Below are 25,029 nucleotides of genomic sequence, written 5' to 3' on the forward strand. Positions count from 1 at the left end.
CGAAGGCGAGGAGTGTTCCTCCCGGATGCGGCCGTGGAAACTGCTCTTTCGCGGAAACTTTTGGAACGCCGAATCGTCTGTTCCCGTATAGGCCCCAGAAACAATGAGTCATCCTTGCTGAAGCACGCAATCAGCGGCCGAAGGTTAGTACGAATTTTTTGCACGAGGACAGGATAGACAGGTATGACGCAGATGAGATGGATCGTTCGCGCGGCTTCGCTTGCCGCGGCGCTGCTTCCGGTAAGCGGGGCAGGGGGGCTGGGGACCGCGGCCGTGGCACAGGCTGCGGCGCCGGCGGCAGCGCGACAGATCGGAACGGTGAAGGCGATCTCGGGCAACTCGCTGACGCTGGCCACCGATGGCGGAGCGCAGGTAACGGCGACGGTGGCAGACGGCGCGCGTGTTCTGCAGCTTGCTCCGGGGAGCACGGACCTGAAGTCTGCGGCGCAGATCACGCTTGGCGATGTTGCGGTGGGCGACCGCGTGCTGATTACGGGCAAGAGCGAGGATGACGGCTCGTTTGCGGCCACGCGCGTGATTCTGATGAAGTCGACCGATATCGCGCAGAAGAACGAGGCGGAGAAGCTGGACTGGCAGCGCCGCGGCTCGGGCGGGATCGTGACCGCGGTGAATGGAGGGACGGTGACGATCTCGGCGGGCGCTAAGAAGATCCAAGTGGAGACCACGGCCGCGACGAAGTTTCGCCGCTACGCGGGGGACTCGGTGAAGTTTGAGGATGCGAAGCCTGGAACGCTGGCGCAGATTCAGGTGGACGATCAGCTTCGCGTACGCGGCAACAAGTCCGAGGACGGCTCGACGATCCAGGCCGAAGACGTGGTGAGTGGCTCGTTCAAGAACCTTGCCGGGACGATTGCGACGATCAACCCAGCGGGAGGCACGCTAACGCTCAAGGATCTCGCGACGAAGAAGACGATGACTGTGAGCGTGACTGCGCACTCGGACGTTCGCAAGCTGCCTCCGGAGATGGCGGCGCGGTTTGCTGCGCGTCAACGCGGAGAGGCGGCTGCCGGAGGTACGGGCGGAGCCAACGGTGCGAACGGCGCGTCGCGTCCACAGGGAGCTGGTGCTGGCGCAGCGCCGCAGGCCGGTGGACCTCCGCGTGGACCGGGAGGCATGGGCGGGCCCGGACACTCTGCCGGCGGCGACCTGTCGCAGATGCTGTCGAGGCTTCCGACGGAGACGCTCGGGGATCTGAAGGTGGGCGACGCGGTGATGATCGTGGCGTCGGAGATTGCGCCGGGTAGTGACAAGGTGACGGCGGTGACGATGCTGTCTGGAGTAGAGCCGATTCTGGCGGCTACGCCAAGCGGCGCGCCGGCGATGACGCTTTCGCCGTGGAACGTGGGCGGAGCAGCCCCGGAGGGTGGCGGCGGCCAGTAGGGCCCCACCAATCTGCAACGACCAGAGTTCTTGAGGAGTGGTATGTCTATTCGTTTATTTTTGAGGACTGTTTTCCTTTTTTTGATCGCCCTGGTTCCTGCGGTTGCGAGAGCACAGCAGGGAGATGCGACGGTTCGCGGTACGGTTACCGATCCGGATCAGGCGGTGATTCCCGGCGCGACGGTGACGCTGACGCCGGCGAAGGGCGCGGCGAAGGTTGTGCAGTCCGGCGCCGATGGAAGCTACGTCGTTCGCAATGTGCCGGCGGGAACCTACTCGCTCACGGTTACGATGGATGGTTTCGCGACGTTTGTGCGTCAGGGAGTTCGTGTGGCGGCTGGGCAGGCGCTGACGATGGACGCGAAGATGGCGCTGCAGATGGCCAACCAGGAGGTCCAAGTCAATGCAGAGTCGACGCAGCTGAGTGTTGATCAGGACAGCAATGCAAGCACGACGACGATCAAGGGGAAGGACCTCGATGCACTCTCTGATGATCCGGACGAGCTTTCGTCGGAGTTGAGTGCGCTGGCTGGACCGGCTGCGGGTCCGAATGGCGGCCAGATTTACGTTGATGGATTCACCGGCGGGCAGCTTCCTCCGAAGTCCTCGATCCGCGAGGTCCGCATCAACCAGAATCCGTTTTCGGCGCAGTACGACCGGCTGGGCTATGGCAGGGTTGAGGTGTTCACCAAGCCTGGAACGGACAAGTTTCACGGCAACTTCAACATCCAGGGAAACACGAAGCCGTTCAACACCTCGAACCCGTTTCTTGGGCCGTCGAACAATCAGCCGGACTATCACACGATCTTCATGCTGGGCAGCATCAGCGGCCCTATCAACCATAGGACTTCCTTTACTGTCTCTGGTTCTCATCGCAACATCGACGACAACAGCATCGTCAATCCGAGCGGCTTTTATGCGAAGTCCGCTACTGACACCGTGCCGTGCGCTCCCGGCGATCTGACCTGCACGTACTTCCCGTCGTATCCGGAGGCGGCGCGTGCGGTGCCGCATCCGTCAACGCGAAGCGATATCAGCCCGCGCGTCGATTTCGCGCTCGGCGAGAAGAACACGTTGACAGTGCGGTACCAGTATGAGGTCAGTGGCTCGCAGAACAACGGCATTCAAAACACGAACCTGCCGGCGACGGGATATAACAGCGAGTCCACGGAACACACCGTGCAGGTGAGCGACACGCAGATTCTCAGCGCTCGAGTGATCAACGAGACGCGCTTTGAATATCAGCGCGACTACTCGACCCAGGACCCTCTGAGCACTGCGCCGGCGCTGTCGGTTCAGGGTATCTTTACGTACGGTGGCTCGAGCCTGGGAACGCAGCGGAGTACGACCACCCACTTCGAGGGGCAGAACTACACCTCGATTGCCCTGAGCAAGAACTTCATCCGGTTTGGTGGGCGGATACGGACGAACAGCGAGGATGTAACCTCGACGCAAAATCAAAACGGAACGTTCTTCTATTCCTATCTGCTCGATCCTTGCACCGATCCGAATTTGACGAGCAGGCCGAGCACCTGCAAGCCGACGAATACACCGTGCGACAAGGTTAACAGTGCGTTGTCCTCGTACCAGTGCGGTCTGCCGGGACAGTACACCGTGGCTACGATCAACCAGCCGACGGTTCACGGCCGCGGCGTGGATGTAGGGCTGTATGCGGAGGACGACTGGAAGGTGAAGCCGAACCTGACGATCAGCTACGGCATTCGATACGAGGCGCAAAACATCATCCACAGTAATCACGATTTTGCTCCGCGTCTGTCGTTCGCGTGGGGCGTGCCGCACGGAAAGGGCAGTCCGATTACGGTGATTCGCGGCGGCTATGGCATGTTCTACGATCGGTTCTCGCTGGACAACTACATCACGACGCTGCAGCAGAACGGGTTTGCGCAGATGAAGTCGACGTACATCAATCCGGGCGCGACCTGCACGCCGGCCAACCCCACGGGGTGCGGTACGGCGGCGGCGAGCAGGATCAGCGTGACGCAGATTGGGCAGAATACACGCAGCTCGTACACGATGCAGGCTGCGGTGGGCGTTGACCAGCAGCTGGGACGGATTGGAACCATCTCGGTGAACTATCTGAACGCTCGCGGTGTGCATGAGTACATGACGAGGAATTACTTCGATCCCGGGAGCAATTCGCCGTATGCTTTTCAGTTTCAGTCGGCCGGCGTCTTCCGTCAGAACCAGCTGTTGATCAATTCGAACATTCGCCTGCGCCGTGCGACGCTGTTCGGGTTCTACTCGATCAACTTTGCGAATGCGAATACGTCGGGTGCAACCTTTATTCCGACGAGCAACACGAACACCAAAGTCGATTACGGCCGAGCGACGTTTGCGCAGCGCCAGTTCGGCGTCGTTGGAGGAAGCTTCCAGCTCCCGTATTCGTTTACGGCCAGTCCGTTCATCATTGCTCGCGCCGGCGTTCCGTATAACATCACCAGCGGTCTCGATCCGACGGGAAGCTCGGTGTACAACGCGCGGCCGTATTTTGCGAATGGCAGCAGCGGCGACTGCTTCAACTCACAGGATTTCAGCGCGACGCAAACCGGAAGCCTGACGCCGGTGCCGATCAACTATTGCACGGGTCCCGCAAACGCGACGATCAACCTTCGTATCGCAAGGATCTTCGGATTTGGCGAGAGGACGGGCTCGGCAGCTCCCGGTGGCGGTGGTCAGGGTAATCGTGGGGGCTCGGGCGGAGGACGTGGAGGTCCCGGTGGTGGTGGTGGTGGTGCTCGTGGCGGCTTCGGTGGTGGACCCTTTGGCAGCGGCGGAAGCTCCGGCCATCGCTACACGATGACGCTGGGCGCGCAGGTTTCGAATCTCTTCAACATGGTTCCGTATGCCACGCCAACCAGCACCCTTACCTCGCAGCGCTTCGGCGAGTTCACGGCGCTGGCTCCTCGGCCGTTCAGCAACGGAACGGCGGTCCGAGCGATCTCGCTGCAGGCTTCGTTCAACTTTTAGACTAGCGAGCAGGACGGAAGTTCAGGGGGAGGGTCACACTTCTTTGTCGTGACCCTCTTTGCCTTTAAGTTGGTTATGGGTGGAAGTTCTTTTTGAGCGTCTGCCAGCAGGTGTAGTACTCGTGCTGGAGAGAGGCCGTGTCCATCGCGAACTTCGTCGGACGACAGACGAAGCGGGTTTCGAACATGAACGCGAGCGTGTCGGATAGCTTGACGGGCTTGAGCTCGGCGTTGGAGGCGCGCTCGAAGGTCTCGGCGTCGGGGCCGTGGCCGGACATGCAGTTGTGCAGGCTGGCGCCGCCGGGGACGAAGCCTTCGGCCTTCGCATCGTACTGGCCTTCGATGAGGCCCATGAACTCGTTCATGAAGTTGCGGTGGAACCAGGGAGGGCGGAAGGTGTGCTCAGCGACCATCCAGCGAGGGGGGAAGAGGACAAAGTCGACGTTGGCGGTGCCGGGGATCTCGCTGGGCGAGGTGAGGACGGTGAAGATGGACGGGTCGGGATGGTCAAAGCTGACGGTGTTGATGCAGTTGAAGCGGTGGAGGTCGTACTTGTAGGGCACGTAGTTGCCGTGCCAGGCGACGACGTCCAGCGGTGAGTGGTCGAAGTCCGTCGCCCAGAGATTGCCGAGGAACTTTGCGATGACCTGGAAGGTGCCGTTGTCGCGATCGTCGTAGGCGGCGTGCGGCGTGTGGAAGTCGCGCGAGTTGGCGAGGCCGTTGGCTCCGATGGGACCGAGGTCGGGGAGGCGGAGGGGCTGGCCGTAGTTTTCGAGGAGGTAGCCGCGGGCTTGTGTTTCGCTGAGTTCGACGCGGAACTTGATGCCGCGTGGGATGACGGCGATTTCGCCGGGGGTGAGCGCGAGGATGCCGAGTTCGGTGTGGAGGACGATGCTGCCGAGCTGAGGGACGAAGAGGAACTCGCCGTCGGCGGAGTAGAAGAAGCGGTCGGTCATGCTCTTGGTGGCGGCGTAGACGTGGATGGCGACGCCGGAGTGCACGGAGGAGTCACCGTTGCCGGCGAGGGTGGTGAGGCCGTCGATGAAGTCGGTGGGGGCGTCGGGGAGGGGCAGAGGGTCCCAACGGAGCTGGTTGGGCGGAGTCTCGATCTCATTGAATGGTGTTGAGCGGACCAGTCCGTTGGGAATGCGCTGGTAGGGCTTGTGCATCACGGAGGGGCGGATGCGGTAGGTCCAGGTGCGGCGATTGAGAAGTCGCGGAGCGGTGAAGGGGCTGCCGGAGAGCTGCTCGGTGTAGAGGCCGTGTGGGGCCTTCTGCGGGGCGTTCTGGCCGATGGGCAGGGCGTTGGGAATGGCCTCGGTGGCGAACTCGTTGCCGAAGCCGGAGAAGTAGTGGAGATCGGACATCTGGACTCCCTTGGAACAAGTTTGAAGCCGTCCGCGGGACGGTTTGCGGCGACACCGTAGCTTAGAGCATTTCGACGCTGCTTGTCCGCAGAGGGAAGATCAATTTCTGCCTATCGAAGTCGGGATGGTTCGGAGGCGCGAACGACGGGACGGTGTGGATGCGCGTTGGTGAGGGAGTCCGGAGAGGGGAAGGATGCCAGGCGGATTTCTATTTCTCCCCTGGAGGCTTTTGCACTGCGCCGTTTTCGAGAGCCCACTCGACAAATCCCTCCGGCGCATTCTTCACGGAAGCGATGTTTGTCCCTGTAACTTTCTTCAGTTGCTTCCATTCAGCATTTCGCAGGTCTGCAAAGCTGAGGTCTGCGCCACTTATATCCGCGTGGGTAAGCCTGGCTCCAGAGAGATTGGATCCCCACAGATCCACATCTTTCATTTCAGCGTCTTCGAACGAGGCATCTTCGAGATTACTCTGGCGGAGATTTGCAGAATGCAGATCGGCGCTTGTGAAATCAGCGGATTTCAGGTCGCTGCCCCGTAGATCGGCCGCGCTGAAGTCTGCCCTCAATAGATTTGCATGCTCAAGCTTAAGGCCTTGCAGGAACGCGGATGAGACATCGACGCCAACTAAGGGGACCTTTGTCTGCATTCAGTTCCTGGAGTGCTTCGATGCGACCGCCGCTGCCACCCTTACCCTGCGCCGTGTTGATCACCTGCCAGGCTTGATAGTGCCTTTGTTTGACACGGTTGCCGGATTCGCTGAAGTAGAAGATAACTGCCGCGAGCACGGAGAAACTTCCAAGACGTTCGAGAACTTCCACAAAGCGCCAGTTGCTCAGGAAGAAAGCCACCCACTCCCACAGCCATTCCAATGTGAGGAACGGAATCGCCCAGCGGTGCTTTACCTGGCTGGAGAGACTGTTCCAGCTTGCCGGCCGCTTCCTCGCTTCACGCAGAATCATTGGGCTTCCTCTTCGACGGGCAGATCTACGGTGACTCGACGCTAGTGAGTGGGCTGCGGTAACGAGGCGTTGAAAGGTAGGTTATTTGGGTTCGGTTTCGGCCATGAACTTGATGAGGTAGTCCTTCCAGACGGCGGCCTGGGTGTGGGTTCCGTGGCCTCGGGTGGCATCGGAGATGGGGATGAGGATGAACTTTGTTTTGGGCATCTTGGGCAGAACGCGCGGGTTGATGATCTTTTCGCCTAGCTCGGGCGGGTTGATGACGTCGTCGGCGGAGTTGATCCAGAGGGCGGGGGCGACGATGGTGGAGAGCTTTGGTTCGGGGTTGTAGTTGCGGCTGGCGTTGACGTAGTAGAGGAGGTTGTTGGCGTCGGTGGCGGGGATGGTGCGGGCCATGTAGTCGTCGACGTATTTTTCCGCCTGAGCGCGGGTGGGGTAGTTCTTCTGCATCTGGAGGGGGGCGGAGCCCATGACGAGGAGCATGGCTTCGGCTCCGCGGAGGCCCTCGATGGGCTCGGTGGTGTACTCGCCGTTCTTCCAGTTGGGGTCGTGCTTGATGGACTCCATGGCGATGTAGCGGGTCATGCGGTTGCGGCCGGCGAGCTCGGTGGGGTAACAGGCGAAGGGGGCGAGGGCGTCCATGAACGTGGGATACGCTTCGCCCCAGACCCAAGACTGCATGCAGCCCATGGAGGTGCCGAGGATAAGGCGGAGATGGTCAACGTTCATGCCCTCGGTGAGCATGAGGTACTGCGAGCGGACCATGTCGTCGTAGTCGTACTGGGGGAACTTCATGTGGACGCCGTCGGAGGGCTTGGAGGAGTCGCCCTGGCCGATGTCGTCGGGGAGGATGAGGAAGTACTTGGTGATGTCGAAGGGTTGGCCGGGGCCGAAGAGGACGTCGGAGAACTGCGGGACCATGAGGGTGTGGCGGTTGCCTCCGGTGCCGTGGAGCAGGAGGATGGCGTTGTCGACGTGGCCGGCGGCGTTGCGGTGCGGCTCGCCGAGGGTGAGGTAGTGCAGGGTCAGCTCGGGGAGGGTTTCGCCGGTGCCGAAGCGGAAGTTTTTAATGACGTAGACGTTGTCCTTGGCGGGCCATTTCGTGGCTGGTCTGGGAGCCTGGCCGGTGGGGGCGGACATCGTTTGGGCGGGGGCGGAGAGGGAGAGCGTGAGGATGGCGGCGAGTGTGGCGAGCTTCCTGAGTTGCGTCGTTCGGTTCATGTTCGTGGTACTCTCCCCCGTAATTTTTTGTGCAAACTATTCTAAACAGATACCTTAGCTTGGTACCTTGTGTGCACGTCTCTTGCCATTCTCCGTAGAAGGAAAAAGCCCGGCGGGTGGCCGGGCTTCTCTTTTACTTCTGATTTAAGGTTATCAGGCGTGTCAAGAAGTTCGGTGTGGAAATTACGAGGAAGTCTTGCAGGATCAATAGGTTTACTTGATCTGCGCTTGCGCCCAGCGATTGATCGGTTCGAGCGAAATGCGGGGGTTCTTCGCTTCGCTCAGAATGACGGCAAAAGAGGAATGCGCCTCTTCGCCAGACGCATTCCTTTGGGTTGGGGCTTGTGGCTACTCCCCTTTCTTTTCGGCCGGAGCTTTCTCAGGGGTGGTTAGAGGAGTGGTGATGTCGTCGAGGTAGGCTGGGGTTCCTTCGATGCGCTGAAGGACGGGGTAGCGTTCGCCGTTGTGGTAGTCGATGTCGGCGAGGGTGACGAAGGTGTCGGATTGCAGGATGAGGTGGATGGGCTCGGTCTTGCCCTTGGCTTCCTTGATGGCGGTACGGAGGGCTTCGGCGGAGAAGATGTTGCCGTTGACGGCGATGACCTTCTGGCCGGGCGCGAGGTTGGCCTTGTCGGCGCAGCTTCCCCAGCGGACGTCGGCGATCGTGCCTTCGTTGGAGACGCGGAGGCCGATGGAGTACCAGAGGTTGACGCCGCCGCCGCGACGTCCGCCGGCTGAGGCCATGGTGTGCTCGGAGGGAGTGGGCTTGTCGGTGTAGACGAGCTTGTAGCCTCCGCGCTCGATGCCGTCGAGGTCGGCGTGGGGGTTGGGGTTGTCGATGCGCTCGTGAATGAAGGTGGCCCAGTCGTACTTGAGGACCTGGTTGAGGTCGGCGATGAGCTCGTCGCGGTTGTAGGTGACGATGAGCGGGCCGGTGTTGCCGCCCTTGCCGAGGAAGATGTGGAGGAAGTCGTCAAGGGACTTCTGGTTGTTGGTCTTCTGACGGATGAGGGTGTCGGCGTCGAGCCAGAAGAGCTCGCCTTCCTGGTAGTAGTCCTGGCCGCGGCGCCAGTTGGACCAGGCGGGGTTGCCTCCGCGGAGGATGCTGGCGGCGATGGCGGTGTCTTCGGTGCTGCGCCACTGGCGGCCGGGCTTGTTGTCGAGGTTGGCGGCGGACATGGCGAGGAGGTCGCGGTACTGGGCCTGCGACTTGAGGCCGGAGCGCGCGGCGAGGACGTTGCCAAGGTACTGGGTCATGCCCTCGTAGGTCCAGAGGAGCGAGCCCTGTTGCATCTTGTGGAAGTCGTCCTGGTAGAGGTTGAAGGGGCGGCGGTACTTGCCGTTCCAGGAGTGGGTGAACTCGTGGGCGAGGAGGTCGGCCTCGGCGAGCTGGTGGGCGTCGTCGGAGTAGCCTTTTTCGCCGACGCCGTTGTCGGAGGATTGGCCGTGCTCGAGGCCTTCACCGCCGGCGACGTCGGAGAGCGTGAGGAGGAAGTGATAGACGCTGTAGTGGCGCGAGTTGTAGGCGGCTCCAGTCTCGCGGACGAGGTTGTTGAGGTCGGAGAGGAGAGCGGGGCGGAGGTTGGAGTCCTCGGGCTGGTCGGAGACGACGTCGATGTAGTGCTTCGGAGTGACCTCGGGGGCGAGGGCGAACTCGCGGAAGTATGCGCCGGTGATCACAGGGGAGTCCTCTAGCTGTTCGACGGTCGTGGCGGCGTAGTGCGTGGTGCCGCCGGCGGGGTGCTGGGGGTCGTAGCCGTCAGTGGGGGTGAGCGCGGTACCGATGCCCCAGCCCTTGGGGACGGTGACGGAGGGCTGGATGGCGATCTCTTTGACGGGCGTGTTGGCGGGGTAGAGGAGGAGCTTCTCCCACTCGAGGACGGCCATCTTCTGGGTGACGCGTGCGGTGACGATGCAGTCGAGGTGTGCGTGGAGGGTGGTGACGCCGGCGGGGACGGTGACATGGTACTGGTAGAGGTCCTGATCGTCGCGGCGCCAGGTGAGCGGTTTGCCGTTGCCGGTAAAGACGATGCCGGTGATGTCGCTGACGGGGCCGGTGGGGCGGTGGTTGCCGGGGATCCACTCGGGCGTGGTGAGGGAGACGATGCCGGCTTTGACGGGGATATCGAGGTCGGCGTGGTAGACCTTGCGGGGAGCGTCGGAGAGGTCGGCGGTGATGAGGATGGGGGCCTTCTGGGCTTGCAGGAGGGCGGTTGCGCTGAGAAGAAGAGCGATGGACAGGAGAGTGGTGCGATGGATCATGAGCAAGGATTTCCTCTCGCGTGAGGGGGGATTTTTAGTATTAGAAGGGTAGACGATTGCGAAGAGGTTGGGGACGCAGGGTGATCTTTGGTACTGGACCAGTTTGCTTCTGCTGGAACAGAGTTACTGCTGAATGGTTGTGTTCAGGCATCCCGTGATCGAGACGGAACCAATGAGATTTAATCTGGCTCTTTTCGCCCCGAATCTGGCGCGGAATCTCAATGGGGAGTTGTCTGCCCAAGAACATTGCGGGCGAATTGATCAATATTCGTGAGTTTGATCCCAAACTCCTGCTGGATCGACGTCATGTTGATCGCGTCTCCAGAGGAATAAGCCAGCATTAGCGCGGCGAAGCTCTTTTGCATCGAGTCCGTGGCTCCCTCAAACTGCGCGCGTAGGGTCTCATCAGGAATATGCTCGAGCTTGAACGACTTGCCACCAATCTGTTCGAAACGGGCAACAACCTCAATTGGGCTCAGCGCGTCGGGGCCGCCAAATTCGATTGTCCTGCGCTCTGCCGCCGGATGCCGCAGAGCAAGAACGCACATTTCTGCGACGTCCGGGAACGAAACCCAACTCACGGGGCTGGTCCCGGATCCATAGATGCGAGCAGAAGCACCTGAGTAATCGAATCCGAGTGCCGGGCTCAGCCACACTTCCATGAACCAGCTAGCCTGGATCGTAGTAAAGTTCAGGTCCCGGATCGCATGCGCGACGTGCGCTTTTGCGTCTGCCAGCGGGAAGGAGATCCCGGCCGGACGGCGAAATGAGACAAAAACAAACCGACTGATACCAGCAGACTTTGCCGCCTCCACGAGGTTCAGTTGTCCCGTGTCATCGACCGACTCGATCGAGTCTCCTGCCTGTCGGGAGAGGGTCGAGGACGCAGTCGAGATGACCGCATTGGCACCGCGACAAGCGCCAGCTAGCGAGTCTGGATCTTTGAGGTCGCCAACGCATACGTCCGCACCGCATCCCCGGAGAAGTGCCACCATTTCTGTCGAACTTGTCGTGCGAACCAGCGCTCTAACCTTTTCGCCTCGTCTCGATAGTCTTTGGCAAATCTCGCTTCCTACCATGCCGGTGGCACCAACAACGAGAATCATGTCGGCTCTCCCAGGAACACAGCCTACGCCCATTTGCACTCTTGAACGTGAAACTTTTGACGTAGGTTCTGATTTTTGAAGCCGGGCTGCGGTTTGACTCTCAGGCTAGGAGTTGAGGGCGGATTCGATGGCGGCGATGACGGCGGGGTCGTCAGGGGTGATCTCGGGGGAGAAGCGGGCGACGACGTGGCCGTTGCGGTCGATGAGGAACTTCTCGAAGTTCCAGAGGATGCCGGGCTCAGGGTTGGTGGTGGCTCCGTTGTGGTGGGTGGCGAGGAAGTTGTTGAGGTTGTCGCGGAAGCCGGGGCGCGAGTCGCCGATGGCCTTGGGCTGCGCGGCGATCAGGGCCTGGTAGAGCGCGTGGGTTTCGGGGCCTGTGACTGCGATCTTCGAGAAGAGAGGGAAGTCGACGGAGTAGGTTCCGGTGCAGAACTTGTAGATCTCCTGGTTGGTGCCGGGCTCCTGGGCTCCGAAGTCGTTGGCGGGGAATGCGCAGACGACGAGGCCGCGGTCCTTGAAGCGCGAATAGATCTTCTCGAGGGCTTCGTACTGTGGAGTGAGGCCGCACTTGGAGGCGACGTTGACGATGAGCAGGACGTGACCGCGGTAGTCGTTGAGGGACGCGGGCTCGCCGGTGATGCGCTGGACGGGAATGTCGTAGAGATTCGCCATGCAGTGAGTGTATCGCTATGGGTTCGGTCTCGGTATTCGTACGGGTGCGATGGGGATATTTTTGCGGAGTCGCGGTCGCAAGTGGAAGTAAGATCGAAGACAAATATGTCATTTACGGATGTTCTTTTTGGAAGGCCACTTGCGACGAGCGAGGAACGTGCCGAGCATATCGGCGTAGCTGCGGGAATTCCGATCTTTGGGCTGGACGCTCTGACGAGCGCGGCGTACGGGCCTGAGGCGGCGATGACGCTTCTGATCCCGATGGGGATCGTGGGACTGGACTATATCGTTCCGGTGATTACGGCGATCCTGACGCTGCTGGTGATTGTGTACTTCAGCTACCGGCAGACGATTGCGGCGTATCCGAGTGGCGGCGGCAGCTACACGGTGGCGACGGAGAACCTGGGTGAGGGCGCGGGGCTGCTGGCGGCTGCGGCGCTGATGATCGACTACATCCTGACGGCTGCGGTGGGGATCTCGGCGGGCGTGACGGCGCTGACCTCAGCGGTGCCGGATCTGCATCGTCATAGGCTGGCGATCTGCCTGGTGATTCTGGCGATTCTTGCTGTGATCAATCTGCGCGGCGTGAAGGACACGGGCGCGGCGTTCATTATTCCGACGTTTCTGTTTGTGGGCACGCTGCTGGCGGTGATCGGCGTGGGCACGTATCGGGTGTGGGCCAGCGGAGGGCACCCGATACCGCTGGCGCCTCCGCCTCCGCCGGGGCCAGTGCTGGTGCGATACCTGAGCATATGGCTGCTGCTGAAGACGTTTGCCAGCGGCTGCGCGGCGATGACGGGCGTTGAGGCGGTGTCGAACGGCGTGATGGCGTTTGAGGAGCCGCGAGCGAAGAGGGCGCAGCGGACTCTGACGATCATCGTGGTGACGCTGATTGTGCTGCTGTTCGGGATCACGTGGCTGTCGAAGGCCTACGGGATTACGGCGATGGAGCCGGAGGCGCACAACTACCAGAGCGTGCTGAGCATTCTGACGACGGCGGTCTTCGGGCGCGGGTGGGTGTACTTCCTGACGATGGGCAGCGTGCTGCTGGCGCTGTCGCTGAGCGCGAATACGGCGTTTGCGGACTTTCCGCGGCTGGCGCGTGCGATCTCGGTGCACGATTACCTGCCGCATGTGTTTACGATTCGCGGGCGGCGGTTGCTGTACTCGCATGGCGTGTATGCGCTGACGGGGTTTACGGCGCTGATCCTGATTCTCTTCGGCGGCGTGACGGACAAACTGATTCCGCTTTATGCGATCGGAGCGTTTCTCGCGTTTACGCTGTCGCAGGCAGGCATGGTGGTGCACTGGCTGAAGATGGATAAGCATCCGGGCCGGATGTGGCATATGTTCGTGAACGGCTTTGGTGCGGTGGCGACGGGCATCACGCTGATCGTGGTGCTGATTGCGAAGTTCAGGGCAGGGGCCTGGGTGACGGCTCTTCTGATTCCGACGATGATCGTGCTTATGATGGTGGTCAAGCGCCACTACACGCGGGTGAAGCGGGAGATGAAGGACATGACTCCGTTGAGCCTGACGAATCTGGAGCAGCCGCTGGTAGTGATCCCGATGGCGCGGTGGGACCGGATCGCGGAGAAGGCACTCCGATTTGGGCTGCTCATGTCGAAGGAGTTGAAGGTAGTGCACGTTCACTCGGACGACGAGCCGGCGGGGTTGGAGCAGGAGTGGGAGGACAAGATCGTAGCTCCTCTGAAGAAGGAGGGTCTGCCGGTACCTGAGCTGGTGACGATCTCTTCGACGTATCGCTTCATCATTAACCCGCTGATGGACTACATCCTGGAGCTGGAGCAGAGCAATCCGGGCAGAAAGGTGGCAGTGTTGCTGCCGGAGCTGGTGGTGCGGCACTGGTGGGAGAACGCGCTGCACAATCAGCGCGTGCAGCTGCTGAAGCTGCTGCTGCTGGTGAAGGGGAACCAGCGGATCGTGGTGGTGAACATTCCGTGGTATCTGTGATGCGCTAGAAGGGTGGCTTCTGTTTGCTGGCCTGTTTGTACTTCGGGACAGGGAAGGCGGCGTGGTGCGGTGCGGTGACGACGGGCGGATTTCCCGGCAGTGCGATCCAGACTCGCCAGCCTGAGCCTGCGGCGTACTCGCGGTAGTTCTGGAAGCCGGAGTCGGAGGGCTGCCATCTGGTGTCGTCGCCGCCTACGCGGACGTAAAGGTCGCCGTGGGTTCCGTGGACACGGGCGGCGTAGACGCCTGCCTGGCGCGCGTTGTCCTGAAGGTCGGCGGCGCTGCCGGAGTTCACGCCTGCGACCTTGCGCGCGTTGATGAGGGCTTTGATTCGGCTCTGGAGGTCCGGGCCCCACTCGAAGAAGTGCTTCCAGTAGACGCAGGGGATGCCGGGGTGGGTGAGGATGAAGGCGTAAGCCTGCTCGACCTGCCAGTTGTTGGCGAAGTTGTCGGACTGGTGGTCGAACTGTGGCGTGCCGTCTTCGTTGGTGCGGAAGCCGGTGTCGTGGTTTTCAACGAAGGTGACGGCGCGCTGCTTCCAGGGGAGGCCGTCGGTGGTGTCGCCGACGAGGCCGATGCCGTTGCCGAAGCCGTAGAGCGCGGTGTAGTTGCTGCTATCGATGGACTTGAGGGAGAACTGGGTCTGGAAGTCGAAGACGTCGCTGGAGGTGCGGAGATGGTCGCCGGCGGTGGGAGTGGAGTTGGTTGCGGTGGCCCATATCCAGCCGCGCTCCTCGCCTTGTTTGTCCCAGTCGTACTCGCCGACGGAGAAGGTGGGGTGGGTGACACTGTTGTACTGGGCGATCCACTGCGCGCCGTAGCCGTGGACCATGTCGTAGCGCCAGCCGCGGTAGCCGAGAGACTGGAGCGCGAGCAGGTAGCGGACGATGTCGCGGCGGACGCGGATGTCGGTCTGGGCGATGTCGCGGAAGGAGGGATAGCGGTAGGTTCCGTCGGGACGGTAGGAGACGGTCTCTTCGCATTTGCCGCGTTGATCGACGGGTGTGGTGGTAATGCCGGAGATGGCGTTGGAGAAGGCTTCATCGTCGGCACAGATGGCCCATAGTCCCCAGGCCGGATTCTGGAAGTCGGCCCAGCCGCTGGTGCCGTCGCGGTGGTTGATGACGATGTCGGCGATGGGTTCGACGCCGTTCTGAAGGAGGGCGGCGAGCGCGGCCTGTTGCTGCTTGCGGCTGCCGTAGGCGTTGTCGAGGACGAAGAGCTGTTTGGGGTTGTAGCCGACGCTGAAGTTGCCGGCGTACTCGGGTGGGGGAAGCCAGATGAGGTCGAAGTTGGCTGCGGCGATGGCGGCGGCATCGGACTTGACGATGTCGTACCAGGGCTTTGTGCCCTTGTCGGGGAACTTGTCTGGATGTCCGAAGCGGGAGGACTCCCAGTAGAAGCCCTGTAGCATGACCCGGTCGTCGTCGAAGCCGGATTGTGCCTGGGATGATTGAGTAGTAAGAAGTACGCAGCAGAGAAGGAATGCTACCAGGGGCAGACGAAGGGCGCGCTTCCCTGAATCCAGAGGCGTGTGCATGATGGTGCTCCACGTGTGGTATGGATGATCGGGACTACCTGGGCCTGAGATGTCTTTGCGTAATTGTTGCGGCTACTGGCACATTTTACATTGTTTGGAGCGTCTCAATGCGAGATTTGATTGGGCCAGCTCATCTGATCGTTCTTTTTGGGGTTCTTCTAATATTCGCAGTTGTCATTGTTCCGTATTGGCAGATCTTTTAAGAAAGCAGGCTTTCCTGGGTCACTCGGACTTCAATGATCGTGCCATTTAGCCAATCTGGTTGTGGGTTACGTTGTGGCGTTCTCGCGCTGAAAACCGTGCCGGAACCAGGCGTCTACGCACCACCCTATCCCACGAACCAGTCTCCTATGGTCTAGCCAGAGAATCGCAATCAAGCGATGCTGTGAGCCTCTGACTTGTTGTACGTGGGCGAAAGCTCGCGCAGGTGCGCGACGGCGGCGGGGATGAGCTTCAGAGCTTCGTCTACTTCTTCTTCGGTGGTGAGCTTGGAGAGGGAGAAGCGGATGGTGGCGCGGGCGCGTGCGGCGGAGAGCCCCATGGCGGTGAGGACGTGCGAGGGCTCGGAGGCGCCGGACTGGCAGGCGCTGCCTCCGCTGACGGAGAGGCCCTTGAGGTCGAGCGCGATGAGCAGAGCCTCGGCCTCGACGTGGTCGAAGTAGATGCTGCTGGTGTTGCAGACGCGCGGGGCGCCGGCGCCGTTGACGCCGGTCTCGTCGATCTGGGCGGCGATGCCTTGTTCGAGGCGGTCGCGGAGAGCGGCGAGCTTGGCGGGGCCTTCGGACTTGATCCAGTCGGCCGAGATATCTGTGGCCTTGCCGAGGCCGACGATGCCAGGGACGTTCTCGGTGCCGGCGCGGCGCTGGCGCTCGTGCGCGCCGCCGTGGAACATGGGCGAGAGACGCACGCTGCGGCGAACGTAGAGGACTCCGATGCCCTTGGGGGCGTAGATCTTGTGGCCGGAGAGGGTGAGGAGATCGACGTCCTTGAGGAAGCCGTGGGGGCTGACGTCGAGAGGAAGCTTGCCGCCGGCCTGGACGGCGTCGGTGTGGAAGAGGGAGCCGCCGGCGTGAGCGATTCCGGCGAGCGCGTCGATGGGCTGGATGACGCCGGTCTCGTTGTTGGCGTACATGATGCTGACGAGGCGGGTGTTGGGCTGGAGCGCGGCGAGAAGAGTGGTGGGCTCGATGATGCCTTGCGGTGTGACGGGCAGGAAGGTGACCTCGACGCCGCGCGAGGCGAGTGCCTGGGCGGCGTGGAGGACGGCGTGGTGCTCGATGGCGGTGGTGATGAGGTGGTCGCCGGGGGCGAGGACGCCGAAGAGGGCGAGGTTGTCGCTCTCGGTGCCGCCGGAGGTGAAGACGACCTCGGCGGGGCGGCAGTGCAGCAGGCGGGCGATGGACTCGCGGGCGTGGTCGACGGCGGCGCGCGCGTGCTGGCCCTGCTGGTGGATGGAGCTGGCGTTGCCGTAGTGCTCGAGGTAGAAGGGACGCATGGCCTCGAAGACCTCAGGGAGGAGAGGCGTGGTGGCGTTGGCGTCCATGTAGATGCGGTGCATGGATCTATTTTACTTCGCGCTGATGAAAAGAGGCGTTTTCGGGACGAATGCCGTAGAGAGAGGATGGCGGTTCTGGTAGGCTGGGCGCGGTTTCTGCGGGGAAGCTGACCGCACATCTAATGGAACGGAGAACGAGATGATGATCAAGCAGATGGTTATGGCGATGGCCCTGGCGGCCTGTTGCGCAACGGGAATGCAGGCACAGATGGGAGGAACTCCGAAGGCTACACCGACGATGGTGGATCCAGCGAAGAGCTTCGATTCGACGCTGAGTCTCCTTGAAAAGGAGTTCATGGGTGTTGCCAAGGCGATGCCGGCGGAGAAGTATAACTTCGCGCCGAGCGCGGCAATCTTTGCGGAGTCGCAGAAGACGGATTTCCTGTCGCCGGACAATAAGGGTGTCAGCACGTTTGCGGGGATGGTAAAGCATGTGGCGCAGGCGAACTATTTCTTTGCCGGCATGGTCGGCGGGATGAAGCCGGATGTGGACGTCAAGGCGATTGCCGACTTGAAGGATAAGGACCAGATCGTGGCGGCGGCTCAGGCCTCCTTCGACTTTGCGCATAAGGCGATGGCGACGCTGACGACGCAAAACGCATTTGAGAGCGTAACGTTCAAGCCGTTTGGGGCAGATGGAACACGGGCGAGCTTGGCCGGCTTCCTGGTGGCGCATGGGTTCGACCACTTCGGGCATCTCGCGGAGTATCTGCGGATGAATGGTCTAATTCCGCCGTCGAGCCAGAAGTAAGTCGTGACTTAAGCAGAACGGGCCGGATATACCGGCCCGTTTTTGCTGTTCTGAGAGAGATCTAGCGCTGGGCGATTGGTACGTAGGGCGACGGGTAGGTGGGCCCGACGTATTCGGCGCGCGGGCGGATGAGGCGGTTGTCGTCGTGCTGCTCGATGACGTGGGCGGTCCAGCCTGCGATGCGGCTGACGGCGAAGATAGGTGTGAAGAGGTCGATGTCGATGCCAAGCAGGGTGTAGGTGGAGGCGGAGTAGAAGTCGACGTTGGCGTTGAGCTTCTTTTCTTCCTTGACGAAGAGCTCGATCTTGCGCGACATCTCGAACCATTTGATGTTGCCGGAGGTCTTGCTGAGCACTTCGGACATGCGCCGCAGGTGCGTGGCGCGGGGGTCTTCGGTGTGGTAGACGCGGTGGCCGAAGCCGGAGATCTTCTTCTTCTCGGCAAACATCTTGCGGACGTGCTCGACGGGATCCTCGCCTGCCTTGTCGATGGCAAAAAGGAGGCGCATCGTCGCTTCGTTGGCTCCGCCGTGCAGCGGGCCCTTGAGTGCGCCGATGGCTCCGGTGATGGCGGAGTGAATGTCGGCGAGGGTGGCGGCGATGACGCGCGCGGCGAAGGTGCTGGCGTTCAGCTCGTGGTCGGCGTGAAGGATGAGGGCGATGTCGAAGGTGCGAACGGCGGTCTCGGAGGGCTTCTTACCGTTGAGCATCCAGAGGAAGTTGGCCGCGTGCGAGAGCGAGGGGTCGGCTTCGACGACGGGCTTGCCCTTGCGGATGCGATCGAAGGTGGCGACGATCATCGCGATCTGCGCGGTGAGCCGGTAGGCCTTGCGAACGTTGGCGTCGTGCGAGTTGTCCTTCTCGTCGGCGTCGTAGAGGCTGAGCATGGAGACTGCGGTGCGCAGAACCTCCATCGGTGAGCCGCTGGCGGGAACGGTGCGGAGCAGTTCGATGATCTTGGGGTCGAGCTTGCGGGCCTCGGCGAGCTTGCGGGTGAAGTCGGCGAGCTCGGCGGCGTTGGGCAGCTTGCCGAACCAGAGGAGGTAGGTGGTCTCTTCGAAGGTGGAGTGCTCGGCGAGCTCGTGGATGTCGATTCCGCGATAGGAGAGGACCCCGGCGTCGCCGTCGATCCAGCAGATTGAGGAGTTGGTGGCGACGATGCCTTCCAGGCCCTTGGGTGCGACGGCGGTAGACATAATGTGAACTTCTCCAGGCAGAACTAAAGTACATCTGGTTTATAGCGCAGTGGAGAAACGATTGTCACGGCAGCCGGGCGAATATCGTCAGCGCTGTGCGAGTTTCTTTCTACTGCTGCGGGCGCGGGGGGCGGAGCGGTGAAAACGGAGCGAGATTGACCGAAGGCCGTTCGCCTGCAATGAGCTGGGCCATGACGCGGGCCGTCGCCGGGGCCAGCAGAATGCCGTTGCGGAAGTGTCCGGTGGCAACGTAGTGATTGGTGGATCCGGGGACAGGGCCGAGGAGCGGAAGATTGTCTAGGGTCGAGGGGCGAAGTCCTGCCCAGGTCTCAAGCTCTGGCGCGTCGGCGATGGGAGGAAGGAGCTGGGAAGCGAGGGCGCGCAGCCGCGCAATATCAGCGGGATAGATGGTCTTGTCGAAGCCGGCACTCTCCACCGTCGCACCAATGATGGCGCGGACTGCGGTGGCGTTGTTGGTTCGCGGAACGATGTAGATCTCCGGAGTGCGGAGGACGAGATGAAGCGGCAGCGAGGGCGGAAGGGCGACGGCAAGCATCTGGCCTTTGCGGGGAGAGACGCGGAGATGCGAGGGAAGGGTTGAGGTGAAGCCCCAGGCGCCGGTGCAGTCGATGAAGCGGGAGGCGTGGAGGACGTCGGCTGCGGTGTGAATCTCTACCGAGTCGTCGTTTGAGCGAAGGATGCGAATCGGGGTGTGGGTGCGGAGCTCGATGGGGGTGGAGCGGACTGCGGCGAGAAGAGCGGGGGCTAGCTCTCGGGGATCGAGACTTTGCTCGCTGAGCAGGAGAAAGCGATGGTCTCCGGGTGTGAGGCCGGGCAGCAGGAGGGAGAGAGCCTCCGGGGCGAGGACGGGAACGTGACGCGCGAGTTCATGATGGCCGGGTGGGAGAGCCTGCAGGGTGGTGCTGGTGTGGAAGGGAACCTGAAGGCCGGAGAGATCGAAGAGGCGTTCGAGGAAGTCGGGATAGAGAGAGAGGCTGAGTTCGGAGAGCGGAAGCAGCTCGGGAGGATTTTCGGGATCGTGCGCGGCGAGCATTCCGGCGGCTGCGGTGGAGGCCTCGGCGAGCGGCTCGCCGCGATCGAGGACGGCGACGCGCATTCCGCGCCCGTGAAGTTCGAGAGCGAGCGACAGGCCGACGATGCCGGCTCCGGCGATGCAGATGTCGGGGTGAGACATAAGATCAGTCTAGATGGCTTTCGCCGCGATATAGTCTGATTGTGGCGGTTTCCCCGTTTAGCGGGCAGGAGTGATGTATCGTTCGGTGGAACGTCCAAACTGAGGCAGTTGTGAGGAGAGAGCGATGAGAGAAGAAGGATACGTAGAAGAACGGTCAGTATCTGGTGCACTGCTGGCGACGGTGGCAATCTCGCTTCTTGCTGCCTTGGGCGGTCTGGTGTGGTGCTACTCGCTGCAGAAGAGCCTGGGTGTTGCCCAGGTGAAGCTGACGGCCGCCGACCAGAGGAATGCGGAGCTGAACGAGAAGCTGGAGGCAACCAATGCCCGCCTTCGGGCGACCAGCGCGACTCTGGGCCAGAGCGTGGGAATGACTCAGAAGCAGATCGAGTTGAAGGCGCAGAGCATCATGGCGCAGCAGAAGGCAGCCCAGGCGAAGCTGGAGGAGGCCCAGGCGGCAACTCAGAAGCAGATCGGCGCCGTCTCGACCGAGGTCTCGGGCGTGAAGACGGACGTGGGCGGAGTGAAGACGGACGTTGCTGCGACCAAGACCGACCTGGAACAGACAAAGACGCAGCTGAACCGCGTGATGGGCGATGCGGGCGTGATGAGCGGCCTGATTGCCACGAACCACAGTGAGCTTGAGATACTGAAGCACAAGGGCGACCGGAACTACTACGAGTTCACGCTGCAGAAGGGGGCTCAGCCGACGCTGCTGTCGACGATCAAGCTGCAGTTGAAGAAGGCCGATCAGAAGCACTCGCGTTACACCCTGAATGTGAGCGCGGACGACCGGATGATCGAGAAGAAGGATAAGGGTTTGAATGAGCCGGTGCAGTTTTATTCCGGCAAGGACCCCGCGTTGTTCGAGCTGGTGGTGAACTCGATCGACAAGAACAAGGTGTCGGGATATCTTTCGACGCCGAAGAACAAGACGGCGACGCAGTAGCGAGGCGTTGGCGCAGACGCAGAACGGGGGACGCTGATCGCGTCCCCCGTTTTTGCTTTGCCTGTTGGTTTACTTTTTCTTCGCGGTCTTCTTTGCTGCCTTCTTAGCGGGTGCCTTTTTGGCTGCCTTCTTCGTTGCCATTTTGCCTATTCTCCCTAGTGATTAGACATTGACACTGCAACATGCTTCATTGCAGCTAACGAAGGTATAGATTTACGAAAATTCACTGTCAAGAAAAATCGATAGGTTCGGAAGATTTTTTTTTAGGTGCGTTTTGCGATTCGGAGCGAGGGAGTGATGGTCTCTTCGTGAGGCGAAGGGGTTGATGCCTTCCTGGAAGTGCATGCGCAGGTTGCGAAAGCATATACTGGCGCGTTTGTTGTTTCCGATATGAGTGTGAGGTGTGGGATGAACGATGTGGTGATTGTTTCGGCGGTGCGAACTCCAGTGGGTAAATTTCAGGGTGCGTTGAGCGAGTTGTCGGCGGTGGAGCTTGGCGCGATTGCAGTGCGAGAAGCCGCGCGCAGAGCGGGGATTGATGCGTCGAGCGTAGACGAGTGCGTGATGGGATGCGTGCTTCCTGCGGGGCTGGGGCAGAATCCGGCGCGACAGGCGGCGCTGCGCGGCGGGTTGGCGGATACAGTCTCGGCGCTGACGGTGAACATGGTGTGCGGCAGCGGCCTGCGCGCGGTGGCGCTTGCAGCCGAGAGCGTGATGTTGGGCGATACGGAGATTGTGGTGGCCGGCGGAATGGAGTCGATGACGAACGCGCCGTATCTGCTGCCGAGTGCGAGGAAGGGTTTACGAATGGGCGACGCGGCCGTTGTCGATTCGATGATTAGAGACGGTTTGTGGTGTACGTGCGAGGACTGGCACATGGGAATGACGGGTGAACTGGTGGCCGAGAAGCATGGCATCACGCGCGAGCAGCAGGACTGTTACGCGCTGGAATCGCACCGGAGGGCGAGCGCGGCCTGGCGCGAAGGGCGGTTCGAGGCGGAGGTGGTTCCCGTGGAGGTTCCGGGAAAGAAGGGTGCGGTGACGGTCGTGAAGCGGGATGAGAGCGTTCGCGAGGATGCGATTGACAATCCCGCCGCGGCGCTGGAATCACTGGCGGCGCTGAAGCCGGCGTTCAAGAAGGAGGGAACGGTGACGGCGGGCAATGCTCCGGGGGTGAACGATGCGGCGGCGGCGGTTGTGGTGATGTCGGCGGAGAAGGCGAAGGAACTTGGACTGAAGCCGATGGTGACGATCAAGGCGCAGGCGACGAGCGGAGTGGCGCCGAGGTGGGTGATGCTGGCTCCGGTGACCGGCGTGCAAAGGGTTCTCAAACGGGCGGGGTGGGATCGCGACGAGGTGGATCTCTATGAGTTGAATGAGGCCTTCAGTGTGCAGGCGCTCGGTGTAACGAAGGAGTTGGGACTGCCGCTCCATAAGGTGAACGTCAATGGAGGAGCGGTAGCGATCGGGCATCCGATTGGAGCCAGCGGCGCTCGCGTGCTGGTGACGCTGATCCACGAGATGATCCGGCGGGATGTGAAGAAGGGAGTTGCGGCGCTTTGCCTAGGTGGAGGGAACTCGGTGGCGCTGGCGGTGGAGCGCTGACGCTTTAAAGTATCCAAACCGATGCATGAGTGATCATACGGAACGCTTCTCGGGCCGCGTCGCAGACTATGAGAGATATCGCTCGCGGTATCCGGCGCAGGTGATCGACGTCCTGGTGGAACGGTGTGGGCTGACGCTCGAGCACCTTGTGGCCGATATCGGCGCGGGCACCGGGATGCTGGCCGAGCTGTTTCTTCAACATGGGAATGCTGTTGTTGCGGTGGAGCCGAACGATGAGATGCGCGCAGCATGCGAAAGGCTGGCGGCGGCTTGGCCGGGGTTGACAGTGAAAGAGGGAACCGCGGAGCAGACGGGGCTCGAGAATGCTTCAGTTGATTTCATCACCGTGGGACGCGCGTTTCACTGGTTCGATCTCGAGCGGACCAGGCCGGAGTTTCAGCGAATTCTGAAGCCAGGCGGTTGGGTGGTGCTGGTGAACAACAGCCGCGTGCGGGACGACTCGCCGATTTCGCAGGACTACGAGGCGGTGCTGCGCGAGCACGGAATCGACTATGCGGCGAACCGTGAGCGCTACGAGATCGCGCCGAAGGTGGACGCCTTCTTCGTCAGCGGAGAACTCTTCCGGAGGGAGATCTCCGGCGAGCAGCGGTTGACGCTGGAGGAGCTTGTCGGACTGACGCAATCGTATTCGGTGACTCCGTCGCCGGATCATCCGAAATATGAGGGCATGCAGAAGGCGCTGCAGGAGTTCTTCGCACAGCGGCAGAAGGACGAAGTCGTTACGATCCGGACGCTCTGCCGGATCGCGTGCGGGAGGTTCGCGCCGGCTAGCACTCGATGATGTTGAGAGCGAGGCCGGCGAGCGAGGTTTCTTTGTAGCGGGACTGCATGTCGAGGCCGGTCTGGTACATGGTTGCGATGACCTGGTCGAGCGAGACCTTATGGCCGCCGGTCTCGTGCATGGACATGCGGGCGGCGTTGATGGCCTTGACGGCTCCCATGCCGTTGCGCTCGATGCAGGGAATCTGGACGAGGCCTCCGATGGGGTCGCAGGTCATGCCGAGGTTGTGCTCCATGGCGATCTCGGCGGCGTGCTCGACCTGCTCGTTGGTGCCGTTGAGCGCGGCGACGAGGCCTCCGGCGGCCATGGAGCAGGCGACGCCGACTTCGCCCTGGCAGCCGACCTCGGCGCCGGAGATGGAGGCGTTCTCTTTGTAAAGGATGCCGATGGCGGCGGCGGTGAGGAAGTAGCGGAGGATGCCGGCTTCCTTCCGGTGCGGCGGAACGTCGTCGACGAAGCGCAAGTAGTAGTGCGCGATGGCGGGGATGACGCCTGCGGCTCCGTTGGTGGGAGCAGTGACGACGCGGCCTCCGGCGGCGTTCTCTTCGTTGACGGCCATCGCGTAGACCGTGACCCAATCCATCGGGGCGAGCGGGTCTTTTGATCCCTCTGTCTCGAGACGGCGTGCTAGGCGCGGTGCGCGGCGGCGGACGTTGAGGCCGCCGGGAAGGATGCCTTCGGTGGCGAGACCGCGTTCGGTGCACTGCTGCATGGTTCGCCAGAGGGTGAGGATGCTGGCTCTGATCTGATCTTCCGGGGATGATACTCGAGCATCCTGCGAAACCCAGGTCTCAGAATCGAGACCTGGGGCACCCGCATTCGAGGCGGGACGATGGATCGTTGGGTCGTTGAGGAGAGCGACTTCGTTGGCGAGGAGGAGGTCGGCGATGGTTAGGTTGTGGGCTGCGGCGGTGGAGAGTAGTTGGGCGGCGCTGCGGAAAGGATGCGAAACGGTTCGCGTCGTTGTGGCGGCGGAGTTTTGCTGGGCTTCGAACTCGGCTGCGGAGAGGATGAAGCCTCCTCCGATGGAGTAGAAGATCTCCTGCCTGATGAGATTGTCTGCGGCGTCGAAGGCGGAGAAGCGCATGCCGTTTGGGTGCGTTGGTTTGCCGGGATCGGGATACATCTGATCGCGGTGGAAGCGGAGGTGTTCGGCTTCGGTGAAGGGGATCGCTTCACGATCGAGGAGGTAGAGCGTTCCGGTGTCGCGGATCGCGGCTAGCTCGGTGTCGATGATGGATGGATCGACGGTGTCGGGCGCTTCGCCGTTGAGGCCGAGGAGGATGGCGCGATCGGTTCCGTGTCCGTGTCCGGTGAGGGCGAGCGAGCCGTAGAGATCGACGGTGACGTGGGCGACGTTCGCGAGCGTGTCGCCGGTGTCGAGTGAGCGGGCGAAGCGCAGCGCGGCTCGCATGGGTCCGACGGTGTGAGAGCTGGAGGGGCCGATGCCGATCTTGAAGAGTTCGAAGAGGCTGGTGTTCACGGGGACTA

At 61.7% G+C, this 25,029-nt stretch carries 19 protein-coding genes; 7 read left to right on the forward strand and 12 right to left on the reverse strand.

Going from position 1 to position 25,029, the window contains the following annotated elements; translation table 11 throughout:
- Positions 1–183 precede the first annotated feature (183 nt).
- On the forward strand, positions 184–1,401 hold the full coding sequence (locus tag Q363_RS16380; RefSeq protein ID WP_245632267.1) for a DUF5666 domain-containing protein: 1,218 nt from the start codon (positions 184–186) through the stop codon (positions 1,399–1,401).
- 42 nt (positions 1,402–1,443) lie between these two features.
- The gene (locus Q363_RS16385; RefSeq protein WP_035352189.1) at positions 1,444–4,389 is read left to right on the forward strand and encodes a TonB-dependent receptor; all 2,946 of its coding nucleotides are present in this window, start codon (positions 1,444–1,446) and stop codon (positions 4,387–4,389) included.
- 73 nt (positions 4,390–4,462) lie between these two features.
- On the opposite strand, the gene hmgA is transcribed toward Q363_RS16385, so the two are convergent.
- The 7 genes from hmgA to Q363_RS16420 all read right to left on the reverse strand — a co-directional run bounded on the left by hmgA (position 4,463) and on the right by Q363_RS16420 (position 11,975).
- Positions 4,463–5,755 carry a homogentisate 1,2-dioxygenase gene (gene hmgA, locus Q363_RS16390; protein WP_035352190.1) on the reverse strand — a complete coding sequence of 431 codons (1,293 nt, stop codon included), beginning with the start codon at positions 5,753–5,755 and terminating at the stop codon, positions 4,463–4,465.
- 208 nt (positions 5,756–5,963) lie between these two features.
- Positions 5,964–6,401 carry a pentapeptide repeat-containing protein gene (locus tag Q363_RS16395; RefSeq protein ID WP_084080433.1) on the reverse strand — a complete coding sequence of 146 codons (438 nt, stop codon included), beginning with the start codon at positions 6,399–6,401 and terminating at the stop codon, positions 5,964–5,966.
- The gene (locus Q363_RS16400) at positions 6,340–6,714 is read right to left on the reverse strand and encodes a hypothetical protein (RefSeq protein ID WP_035352191.1); all 375 of its coding nucleotides are present in this window, start codon (positions 6,712–6,714) and stop codon (positions 6,340–6,342) included. Before Q363_RS16400 ends, Q363_RS16395 begins: the two co-directional genes overlap by 62 nt.
- Before the next feature lie 81 nt (positions 6,715–6,795).
- A complete protein-coding gene (locus Q363_RS16405) occupies positions 6,796–7,935 on the reverse strand; it encodes an alpha/beta fold hydrolase (RefSeq protein ID WP_035352193.1) in 1,140 nt (379 codons plus the stop codon).
- A 348-nt stretch (positions 7,936–8,283) separates the two neighbouring features.
- The gene (locus Q363_RS16410) at positions 8,284–10,197 is read right to left on the reverse strand and encodes a M61 family metallopeptidase (RefSeq protein WP_035352194.1); all 1,914 of its coding nucleotides are present in this window, start codon (positions 10,195–10,197) and stop codon (positions 8,284–8,286) included.
- Between the two features lie 218 nt (positions 10,198–10,415).
- Complete coding sequence (locus Q363_RS16415) at positions 10,416–11,336, reverse strand: SDR family oxidoreductase (protein WP_342667421.1); 921 nt, start codon at positions 11,334–11,336, stop codon at positions 10,416–10,418.
- 72 nt (positions 11,337–11,408) lie between these two features.
- The gene (locus Q363_RS16420) at positions 11,409–11,975 is read right to left on the reverse strand and encodes a glutathione peroxidase (RefSeq protein ID WP_035352198.1); all 567 of its coding nucleotides are present in this window, start codon (positions 11,973–11,975) and stop codon (positions 11,409–11,411) included.
- A 105-nt stretch (positions 11,976–12,080) separates the two neighbouring features.
- On the opposite strand from Q363_RS16420, the gene Q363_RS16425 reads away from it, so the two are divergent.
- A complete protein-coding gene (locus tag Q363_RS16425) occupies positions 12,081–13,949 on the forward strand; it encodes an APC family permease (protein WP_035352200.1) in 1,869 nt (622 codons plus the stop codon).
- A 4-nt stretch (positions 13,950–13,953) separates the two neighbouring features.
- Here Q363_RS16425 and Q363_RS16430 read toward each other — a convergent pair whose 3' ends face one another.
- Both Q363_RS16430 and Q363_RS16435 read right to left on the reverse strand, forming a co-directional pair.
- On the reverse strand, positions 13,954–15,489 hold the full coding sequence (locus tag Q363_RS16430; RefSeq protein WP_084080434.1) for an alpha-amylase C-terminal beta-sheet domain-containing protein: 1,536 nt from the start codon (positions 15,487–15,489) through the stop codon (positions 13,954–13,956).
- A gap of 373 nt (positions 15,490–15,862) precedes the next feature.
- Positions 15,863–17,047, reverse strand: coding sequence for a cysteine desulfurase family protein (locus Q363_RS16435; protein ID WP_035352202.1), 1,185 nt, complete (start codon positions 17,045–17,047; stop codon positions 15,863–15,865).
- A gap of 136 nt (positions 17,048–17,183) precedes the next feature.
- Here Q363_RS16435 and Q363_RS16440 point away from each other — a divergent pair, with 136 nt between their 5' ends.
- A complete protein-coding gene (locus tag Q363_RS16440; protein WP_035352203.1) occupies positions 17,184–17,795 on the forward strand; it encodes a DinB family protein in 612 nt (203 codons plus the stop codon).
- A 61-nt stretch (positions 17,796–17,856) separates the two neighbouring features.
- Here Q363_RS16440 and Q363_RS16445 read toward each other — a convergent pair whose 3' ends face one another.
- Both Q363_RS16445 and Q363_RS16450 read right to left on the reverse strand, forming a co-directional pair.
- Positions 17,857–18,990, reverse strand: a complete 1,134-nt coding sequence (locus Q363_RS16445) for a citrate synthase (protein ID WP_035352205.1) — start codon at positions 18,988–18,990, stop codon at positions 17,857–17,859.
- Between the two features lie 109 nt (positions 18,991–19,099).
- Entirely contained in the window at positions 19,100–20,185 is a 1,086-nt protein-coding gene (locus Q363_RS16450; RefSeq protein ID WP_035352207.1) for an NAD(P)/FAD-dependent oxidoreductase, read from the reverse strand.
- Positions 20,186–20,309: 124 nt separating this feature from the next.
- Here Q363_RS16450 and Q363_RS16455 point away from each other — a divergent pair, with 124 nt between their 5' ends.
- The 3 genes from Q363_RS16455 to Q363_RS16465 all read left to right on the forward strand — a co-directional run bounded on the left by Q363_RS16455 (position 20,310) and on the right by Q363_RS16465 (position 23,538).
- The gene (locus Q363_RS16455; protein ID WP_035352209.1) at positions 20,310–21,131 is read left to right on the forward strand and encodes a hypothetical protein; all 822 of its coding nucleotides are present in this window, start codon (positions 20,310–20,312) and stop codon (positions 21,129–21,131) included.
- 408 nt (positions 21,132–21,539) lie between these two features.
- The gene (locus Q363_RS16460; RefSeq protein WP_035352210.1) at positions 21,540–22,736 is read left to right on the forward strand and encodes an acetyl-CoA C-acetyltransferase; all 1,197 of its coding nucleotides are present in this window, start codon (positions 21,540–21,542) and stop codon (positions 22,734–22,736) included.
- Positions 22,737–22,761: 25 nt separating this feature from the next.
- On the forward strand, positions 22,762–23,538 hold the full coding sequence (locus Q363_RS16465) for a class I SAM-dependent methyltransferase (protein WP_035352211.1): 777 nt from the start codon (positions 22,762–22,764) through the stop codon (positions 23,536–23,538).
- Here the strand turns inward: Q363_RS16465 and Q363_RS16470 are convergent.
- Positions 23,525–25,021: an L-serine ammonia-lyase gene (locus tag Q363_RS16470; RefSeq protein ID WP_035352213.1), complete on the reverse strand. Its 1,497-nt coding sequence runs from the start codon at positions 25,019–25,021 to the stop codon at positions 23,525–23,527. The genes Q363_RS16465 and Q363_RS16470 overlap by 14 nt on opposite strands.
- Positions 25,022–25,029 lie beyond the last annotated feature (8 nt).

Source organism: Edaphobacter aggregans DSM 19364 (assembly GCF_000745965.1).
Classification (GTDB): domain Bacteria; phylum Acidobacteriota; class Terriglobia; order Terriglobales; family Acidobacteriaceae; genus Edaphobacter; species Edaphobacter aggregans.

What these genes read in the sequence shown, in the direction of transcription:
- Q363_RS16445 (WP_035352205.1), bottom strand. Translation starts at nt 18,990, where the DNA reads ATGTCTACCGCCGTCGCACCCAAGGGCCTGGAAGGCATCGTCGCCACC.
- Q363_RS16410 (WP_035352194.1), bottom strand. Translation starts at nt 10,197, where the DNA reads ATGATCCATCGCACCACTCTCCTGTCCATCGCTCTTCTTCTCAGCGCA.
- Q363_RS16380 (WP_245632267.1), top strand. Translation starts at nt 184, where the DNA reads ATGACGCAGATGAGATGGATCGTTCGCGCGGCTTCGCTTGCCGCGGCG.
- Q363_RS16405 (WP_035352193.1), bottom strand. Translation starts at nt 7,935, where the DNA reads ATGAACCGAACGACGCAACTCAGGAAGCTCGCCACACTCGCCGCCATC.
- Q363_RS16460 (WP_035352210.1), top strand. Translation starts at nt 21,540, where the DNA reads ATGAACGATGTGGTGATTGTTTCGGCGGTGCGAACTCCAGTGGGTAAA.
- hmgA (WP_035352190.1), bottom strand. Translation starts at nt 5,755, where the DNA reads ATGTCCGATCTCCACTACTTCTCCGGCTTCGGCAACGAGTTCGCCACC.
- Q363_RS16415 (WP_342667421.1), bottom strand. Translation starts at nt 11,336, where the DNA reads ATGGGCGTAGGCTGTGTTCCTGGGAGAGCCGACATGATTCTCGTTGTT.
- Q363_RS16440 (WP_035352203.1), top strand. Translation starts at nt 17,184, where the DNA reads ATGATGATCAAGCAGATGGTTATGGCGATGGCCCTGGCGGCCTGTTGC.
- Q363_RS16465 (WP_035352211.1), top strand. Translation starts at nt 22,762, where the DNA reads ATGAGTGATCATACGGAACGCTTCTCGGGCCGCGTCGCAGACTATGAG.
- Q363_RS16400 (WP_035352191.1), bottom strand. Translation starts at nt 6,714, where the DNA reads ATGATTCTGCGTGAAGCGAGGAAGCGGCCGGCAAGCTGGAACAGTCTC.
- Q363_RS16425 (WP_035352200.1), top strand. Translation starts at nt 12,081, where the DNA reads ATGTCATTTACGGATGTTCTTTTTGGAAGGCCACTTGCGACGAGCGAG.
- Q363_RS16420 (WP_035352198.1), bottom strand. Translation starts at nt 11,975, where the DNA reads ATGGCGAATCTCTACGACATTCCCGTCCAGCGCATCACCGGCGAGCCC.
- Q363_RS16450 (WP_035352207.1), bottom strand. Translation starts at nt 20,185, where the DNA reads ATGTCTCACCCCGACATCTGCATCGCCGGAGCCGGCATCGTCGGCCTG.
- Q363_RS16455 (WP_035352209.1), top strand. Translation starts at nt 20,310, where the DNA reads ATGAGAGAAGAAGGATACGTAGAAGAACGGTCAGTATCTGGTGCACTG.
- Q363_RS16395 (WP_084080433.1), bottom strand. Translation starts at nt 6,401, where the DNA reads ATGCAGACAAAGGTCCCCTTAGTTGGCGTCGATGTCTCATCCGCGTTC.
- Q363_RS16385 (WP_035352189.1), top strand. Translation starts at nt 1,444, where the DNA reads ATGTCTATTCGTTTATTTTTGAGGACTGTTTTCCTTTTTTTGATCGCC.
- Q363_RS16430 (WP_084080434.1), bottom strand. Translation starts at nt 15,489, where the DNA reads ATGCACACGCCTCTGGATTCAGGGAAGCGCGCCCTTCGTCTGCCCCTG.
- Q363_RS16435 (WP_035352202.1), bottom strand. Translation starts at nt 17,047, where the DNA reads ATGCACCGCATCTACATGGACGCCAACGCCACCACGCCTCTCCTCCCT.